This is a genomic window from Bacillus sp. AFS018417, from assembly GCF_002560985.1.
GTDB lineage: Bacteria > Bacillota > Bacilli > Bacillales > Bacillaceae_G > Bacillus_A > Bacillus_A rhizoplanae.
In genome coordinates, this window is record NZ_NTTM01000094.1 from 1 (window position 1) to 6145 (window position 6145).

At 41.9% G+C, this 6145-nt stretch carries 3 protein-coding genes; 2 read left to right on the plus strand and 1 reads right to left on the minus strand.

Features of this window, described 5'->3' with window-relative positions; translation table 11 throughout:
* Window positions 1–261: 261 nt before the first annotated feature.
* Window positions 262–576, minus strand: a complete 315-nt coding sequence (locus tag CN326_RS23220; protein ID WP_141525118.1) for a hypothetical protein — start codon at window positions 574–576, stop codon at window positions 262–264.
* Between the two features lie 334 nt (window positions 577–910).
* On the opposite strand from CN326_RS23220, the gene CN326_RS23225 reads away from it, so the two are divergent.
* Both CN326_RS23225 and CN326_RS23230 read left to right on the plus strand, forming a co-directional pair.
* Entirely contained in the window at window positions 911–3601 is a 2691-nt protein-coding gene (locus tag CN326_RS23225) for a hypothetical protein (protein ID WP_098311309.1), read from the plus strand.
* A 326-nt stretch (window positions 3602–3927) separates the two neighbouring features.
* Window positions 3928–5673, plus strand: a complete 1746-nt coding sequence (locus CN326_RS23230; RefSeq protein ID WP_176524758.1) for a phospholipase D family protein — start codon at window positions 3928–3930, stop codon at window positions 5671–5673.
* Window positions 5674–6145: the final 472 nt, after the last annotated feature.

Genomic DNA, 6145 nt, shown 5'->3' on the forward strand with positions numbered 1-6145 from the left:
GGATTTTAAAACTTTCTTCAATCTAATTCCTCCTCGTTATTTAATTATGTATTACAGTTAAAGCATACCTTTTCTATGTTAAAGAAATGTTAATAATAGATTTAATATTGTAAATATTAAAAAAGAAAATTGAACATAATGATATCAGGGGTACCGCCAGCATTTTGGAAAAAAACCACGCTAAGCAAAAAATACAATAAGCTGCCCATATGGACAGCTCATTCACATAATTATCGTTAGCGGAAGTCGTTCTTAAAGTCATTATAACCATGCTATGACAACAAATATTGTCCAAAGCAGTGTTATAATGACTATGAGTAAATTAATAGACATCAAAATATTGCTCATTGTACCCCGCTTTATATTTTTGGCCTGTAAGAATACAAGAATAATTGATGTAATGGTACAGACATATTTTAAGCCTACTCCAATCCAAAACCATGTCATACTGAATGTACCTACTACTCCTGGTTCATTTCGTCCCCAATACGTCATATCTTGAAATTTTAGGCTAAATATGAATCCGATAATTGCCATAATAAACGGAGCGATATTCCAAGTATTTATCCTCATCATAACCGAACCTCCTTCCATTACACAGCAAACCCCTCCCGCTTGGAGAAGGGTCACAGCATGTCCTTTTGGTTGATTATATCTTTGGAGATTTTCTCGAAAAGTTCCAAAGGTAAGGTAAACTTCGTTGTCTTTTCGTTTCTCCAATACGTGACGATTTCTACTCGATCTCCTTTTTTCTCAACTTCTACTTTTTTCCTTTAAATATGTATGACTGGTTCAATGTAATTGTTTTTATTTATCTTGGTTTACTTATGACTAGTTGGATAGATAATAATTGCGATTGGCAATTCCTTGTGGAAATTTGAGTTCTTATTACGAGCAAAGGAGAATCCGTATGTTTGATTTATTTAAAGATATTGATAAATATAAGGGCATTCCACCATACGCCAGTGAACTTTACGGCGTGTATCAGCCCCTTTTAGGGTGGGAGTCTCGTATGACGAAACAATGGCTTCAAAAGGCCGGCCCTATGATTGACCCTCAAATTAAAGTTATTCTTGATCAAAACATTAAACCTGGTCCTGAAAAAATCAATCCAGACGATATTTGGGAAATGCTTGCTGAACCATTACAGCCCGGTTCCGGACTATCGCCCTATAGGGTCCTTCTCGCAAAAGATTTGAAAAGCGAGTTGTTGAAACTAATCCAGGATAAAGTACAAAAATTTGTTGATGCGCATAACGGTCAACTTCCATCAGGCAGTGAATGGCTTACGATTATTGATTTTAATAATTTAATGGATAAAGTGCATGGTGATTTAAGAAAAGTTAACGATATTCACCGCAGGCGTCTCTATGAGGAGGCCATTTTACGAGCACCTGAAAGACACCTTACAGAAGCGATGGTGGCTGAAATCAAAAAGACGCATTTGGAATTGATGCAGTACGAGTCACAGATTGCTACCTTTCTTATATTTCATGCTGAGGGACAGCCTGGCTATAACCAGAATGATTTAAACAAACTGTTCCAAGTAAAGAAAGTTCCTCCTTTGAGCGACATTCTGCGTCCTACAGATCCTTTGGCTGGCATTGACCCCAGAGACGACCGTGGGGCTTTGTCACCCATTGGTCTCGTTCACTTGTTCCGCCAATACTTCTTTAATCTGGGGACATTCCTTGGCGAGCCAGTGGAACATGTTTGGCTGGCACCGGGTACAACGATTGAGATGTATGAGACCAGTACCCGAAAAACTACGATAGAGCGTTCTACTGAAACATTTAGTGAGACCACCACTAGCTCTGAAAGCGAATTGAAGAGACAGGATGAAATTAGTGAAGCTGTCAAAGAAGAAAATAGCAACAGTACCAAGCTGGGGATTTCTCAGAACAATACAGTCAATACTTGTGTTTATCAAGGGAGCGTCTCTGCTAATTTCGGACTGGAGTCTACCCGGAAAAACACACGAGAGACGATTCACAAACAGAATCGGGAGCAGACGGAGAAGGTATCGAGTCAGATTAAACAGAGCTATAAGTCGACATTTCGAATGGTCACTGAAACGACAGATACAACTAGTCGGAGACATATCATCACTAATCCATCGCCAAATCTTGTGAACTACGAACTAAGACGAAAGATGAGAAGAGTAGGCGTGCAGCTGCAAGATATAGGCACTCGTCTATGTTGGCAGGTGTTTGTCGATGACCCTGGCACTACACTGGGGCTGTCCGAGTTGGTACATATCGCTCAATCACCTGATCTTTCAACTTTAAAAGAACCTGACAAGATACCTGATCCGACTACGATAACCAAAAAATGGGTTGTCCCATTTCCGTTTAAACCTGTACTGAATTACTCTAACAACCGGGCGCAATATGAATACCAGGGGCATGCAGGCGGTGATCCAAATAATCCTCAGCTGGGTATTATCAAAGGCGACGAGGACGATGATGATAGTCAAATTGTCATCGAACAATCATTTAAAGTAGATGTTCCAAGTGGCTACGATTTTAAAACGGATGATATAAGGATGACGGGTGTCCAAGGAGGTAAGATGGCAATCCTTCGTGCAGCAGAGGCAAAGTCTGATGGGACTATTAACATTATTCTCCAACGCGTAGCCTTTGGTGGGGAAAATGTGGTGAATCTGGAATTTGATCTTTTCTTTACCCCAACTGCTGATGAGATTAAACGAGTAAAAGATCTAAATGAAAATGCAAAGAAGGACTACGATGCAGAGAAAAATCGTCTAGCATACAAATCTTATTTAGAAGAAATTCGTAAACGTATTAAGGATGCGAGTGCCATTAATAAACGACCGTCATGGGACCTGCGTGAAGAAGAACGTACTGTTGTTTACCGCAAGTTGATTGAACGTTTAATGTTAGATAGTTGGAAGCAGCCTGACAACCGAAAGCTAAGCCACATTCGTTCTGAGGTCATTCGATCAATTTTTGACGTTGATAGTATGATGTATTTTGTAGCCCCTGAGTGGTGGATGCCGCGTCTTCATCAAAGCCATCATGATCTTAATAAGATTACGGAAGATTACATGAAAACTCTTCATCTGACTGATAAGAATATTGTGAGCTGGGGTGGAGAAGACCGGCCTGATAACTATATGATTACAGAAGACTCAGCCCCCGCTCCACTCGGAAGTTCTTTAGGATGGCTGCTTCAGCTTGACGGCGATAACCTGCGTAATGCGTTCTTAAATGCACCTTGGGTTAAGGCGGTTATTCCAATTCGTCCTGGCAGGGAAAACGCAGCTCTTAATTGGCTAAAGTCCATCGAAGGGCATGACCAGGATGGTTGGGACACTAGCTATTTAGGGACAGAACCAGAGTTTCAGGGGATGAAAATGGGCGAGGTCCTGAAAATCATAGCAGACCGGCTGCAACAGCAGAATGAGGATATTCAGAATGTATTGGCGACGGAGAAAGTCTTCGAACACGGATTCGATCACTTGAAAGGCGGTTTTGATGCCGGATTGGATGCAAATGAGGTGTTTAGTCAATGGATCTCGGTATTGCCAACTGATCAGATTGTTGCGGTAGAATATCACCCTAATGATTTAAATTCATAATGACTTTTCTGAAAAATATTCTAAGCCGATTATCCTGTGGAATAGGATAATCGGCTTAGCTTTTGATATAAAAGAAGTATGTTTGACGTATAAAAGAGCCTAATTAACCACAATTTATGAATATGTCGTTGTCTGGAAGGATTTTACTTACTCTGCAAAAAATAATTCTCAATATTATTTGGGATTTTATTTACATTTTTTCGCAATTAGCTGATGCAATCAATGTAGGATCAAATACGGAGGAATGAAGATGAGGATAAACAAAGGCTTAGCAGTTGATTTCCATTTTAGTTGGTTATTGGTGATACATGCTTTGGTGGCTCGAGATGGAAAATAAGGATCATGTGACACCTGCCAAGCCCATCCCCGGCGCAATAATCCCACCTAAACGGCCATTGCTGCCGACGGTGCCTGCACGTAGTGAAATTACAAAACCGGGGGAGCCATTTACGAACAGTTGTAGTACGGATGCTGAAGAAATTGCAAAACTTCCAACTCAGGGAATAGATTTGGGATGGCCTAACGAAAGAATGAAGTGGAAGCGTCTAACTGAAAATGCAATGAAATGGTTTGACGGTGCACCGAGACCTTCGACAGGTAATGTAGTCGTGCCCTATATCTATGGCCGCTGTGCTTTCGATGATATCGCTGAAGCTCTGGCCACAGCCATATCATCCGACCATCGAATATATCTAGTCGGCTGGTGGTATGAACCGGATACGCCTATGAAGAATCCACTTGTTGGTGACCCGCCGGTGAACACACTTCTTCAAGATTATTTGAAAAATACGAAAGCACAAGTCCGGGGTTTATTTTGGAATTCTCCATTAAAGGGCCGGGATGGCGACAACAAAAAGATAGCAGACTTCATCAACAGTCTGCCAAACGGTGCAGCCCTCGAGGACGCTAAATTAATTGAGGTGAAATTACCTAATAGGTTATGGTTACCTAACATTCACCACCAGAAACTAATTGTTGTCAGTGGGGTCTTTGGTCTTGTCGCATTCCTTGGTGGGATGGATGTGAACAAAACACGGGTCAACGTGTTTGGGAATATGCCATTACATGATGTACATGTTCGTTTAAACGGTCCATCAGCAGCGGAGGCCCTAAGCATCTTTCGGGACCGCTGGATGGATCATCCGTCAACGCCCGAGCTGGATAGTGCCAAATTTCAAATGAATCCAGATGATGTTAGGCAGGATTTTATAAGAGTCGCAGCTTCCAAATCGGAGGTTATGGACACATGCACAGTACCAGGAGGAAAAGTCAAACCTAGAGGAATGCTTGTTTCGATTGGCCGAACCTTTCCCAACCTGGCTAAGTTCAAACCGGGGGACTCTTATCGGTTTAAAAACCCCGACCAATCTGCTTGGCAGCTTGTCAAAAATGGAATCACTAATGCAAAAGAGTTCATTTATATCGAAGATCAATACCTCGTCAGTCGCCGTGTGAAGGATTTGCTGGTTGAAAAGTTAAAGGAGCCAAATTTCAAATTCCTCCTTATCCTTATGGGAAACTCAAAGGCTTTCGAGGACAAAGGTGCGGGGGAATTCCCTTACCTGATTGGAGTTCGCAACGAATTTCGCACCGACTTTGCGAAAGTCGACCCAGGACGCAAAAAGTGGCGTATGTTCAGTTTGAAACAAACAACGGATTCTGGCCGTAGACCTTGGTGCGGAGAGTTTGTACACTCGAAGCTCTGGATTGTCGACGACCAGTACGTGGCTGTTGGGTCTGCAAATTGTGACGATCGTGGGTACACTTACGATACTGAGATTATGGCAGGTATTACGGAAGAACCTATTGAACGTGCTGCAGGAGGAAGGTTCGCCCGTGACCTTCGAATCGCGCTTTGGCGCAAACATCTTGGTCTAGATCATTCACATTTTGTGAACTTTGCCGTCGGTTTGAAGCATTGGCTAACCCTTCCAGCTTCTGCTATGGTTTTTGATTCCTCCGATTTGGAAGAGAGTTCCCTTTTAAACGATACAAAAGGATTGACGCGAGATGACCCTACTGCTAATTTCCGATGGACTCATTGGCTCGATCCGGATGCGGACAAGCTTTGATGTCATCAGACAATAATGAGGCATAGGGACGGTTCGAGACTGCTGAAAAACTCTCTCCCCGCGGTCATTAAAGACAAAACAACCCCAAGACAAGGCCGAAATGTCTTCGATATGTAAATTGCTGGGTTATCGAAGATAAAACGGCCTTTTAAAATGGGCAAATGTCTTTGATAAGGCTTATTAAAGACAAAACAGTCTAAGATAGAAGCTTAAATGTCTTTAATCTTGAAAATCATGGATATTCAAAGACAAAATTTTCATTCCGCAGGATCAAAATGTCCTTTATCCGCATTACTAAAGGGGGTAGGACGCCATGCCCATCAACTTAAGAATTTTCACTACCCCTAAGTACAAAAAAACGTTATTCTTTCTAGGCCCAGTACCAGCGTAGCTGCGTTTAGGGGCAAAGTAGCCTGTTTTGTAACATAAACGTTCATTTTTGTTACATGAAGTATGGTTCTGTTGCAAAGTT